Source organism: Sphingomonas sp. CCH9-F2, from assembly GCF_001556735.1.
Taxonomy (GTDB): Bacteria; Pseudomonadota; Alphaproteobacteria; order Sphingomonadales; family Sphingomonadaceae; genus Sphingomonas; species Sphingomonas ginsenosidimutans.
Genome location: NZ_LSJO01000380.1, coordinates 1 through 1,543 on the forward strand (window position 1 = coordinate 1; position 1,543 = coordinate 1,543).

General features: G+C 67.0%; 1 protein-coding gene. It reads left to right on the forward strand.

Annotation, left to right across the window (positions count from 1 at the left end; genetic code table 11):
* Positions 1-31: 31 nt before the first annotated feature.
* On the forward strand, positions 32-1,390 hold the full coding sequence (gene gcvPA / locus AX685_RS11075) for an aminomethyl-transferring glycine dehydrogenase subunit GcvPA (protein WP_066488630.1): 1,359 nt from the start codon (positions 32-34) through the stop codon (positions 1,388-1,390).
* The last annotated feature ends 153 nt before the right edge of the window (positions 1,391-1,543 follow it).

Here is a 1,543-nt window from a genome sequence, read left to right on the forward strand (position 1 = left end):
CTCCCCGCCGGGGAGGGGGGAGAATGACACTATGCGCTACCTGCCCCTGACCCCCGCCGACCGGACCGAGATGCTGTCGGTCATCGGCGCGTCCTCGATCGATGATCTGTTCGCCGACGTGCCCGAAGCGGCGCGGCTCGACGGGCCGATCCGCGACCTGCCCGGCCATGCCAGCGAACTGGCGGTCGAACGCCACATGACCGCGCTGGCGCGCAAGAACATGGTGGCGGGCGACGTGCCGTTCTTCCTGGGGGCGGGCGCCTATCGCCACCATGTGCCCGCCAGCGTCGATCACCTGATCCAGCGCGGCGAGTTCCTGACCGCCTACACGCCCTATCAGCCGGAAATCGCGCAGGGCACGTTGCAGATGCTGTTCGAATTCCAGACGCAGGTCGCATCGCTGCTGGGAACCGACGTCGCCAACGCCAGCATGTACGACGGGTCGACCGCCTGCTGGGAAGCGATCGGCATGGCGCGGCGCATCACCCGGCGGGGCAAGGCGATCCTGTCGGGCGGGCTGCACCCGCATTACGTCTCGGTCGCGAAGACGATGGCGAAATATACCGGCGACGCGCTCGACACCGCGCTGCCGGTGCTGGGTGCCGACACCGATATCGACGCGCTGATCGCGAAGATCGACGACGAGACGTCGTGCGTGGTCGTGCAATACCCCGATATCCTCGGCCGCATCGCGGACCTGACCCCGCTGGCCGATGCCTGCCATGCGAAGAAGGCGCTGCTGATCGCGGTGGTGACCGAGCCGGTGGCGCTGGGCGCGATCCGCTCGCCGGGCGAGATGGACGCCGATATCGTCGTGGGCGAGGGGCAGTCGTTGGGCGTCGGCCTCCAGTTCGGCGGGCCGTATGTCGGGCTGTTCGGGTGCAAGGAAAAGTATCTGCGCCAGACGCCGGGGCGCTTCTGCGGCCAGACCGTCGACGCCGATGGCAAGCGCGGGTTCGTACTGACGCTGTCGACGCGCGAACAGCATATCCGGCGCGAGAAGGCGACCAGCAACATCTGTACCAATTCGGGCCTGTGTGCGCTGGCCTTCTCGATCCACATGACCTTGCTGGGCGAGGCGGGGCTGCGGCAACTGGCGGCGATCAACCACGCCAACGCCTGCCGCGCGGCCGACCGGCTGGCGCAGGTGCCGGGCGTGCGCGTGGTCAACGACACCTTCTTCAACGAATTTACGCTGGATATCGGGCGCGAGGCGCGGCCGGTGGTGCGTGCGTTGGCCGATCGCGGCGTGCTGGCGGGCGTGTCGTTGGGGCGGCTCTATCCGGGTGAGGAAGCCTTGGCGAACGGGCTGGTCGTCGCGGTGACCGAAACCGTGACCGACGACGATATCGCGGCGCTGGCCACCGCGCTGGAAGAGGCGCTGGCGTGACGATGCGCGGCCTGCCTTTCTCCTTCCATTATGGCGAATCACTGGCAATGTTGGAATTCCCGTGCTTTCCCAAGTGGATGGAGCCGGGTCTCAACATTGGCGAAAAGGCCGCGATCGTCTCAACTTTCGCAACATTCGTCTTCAGCAACCGCC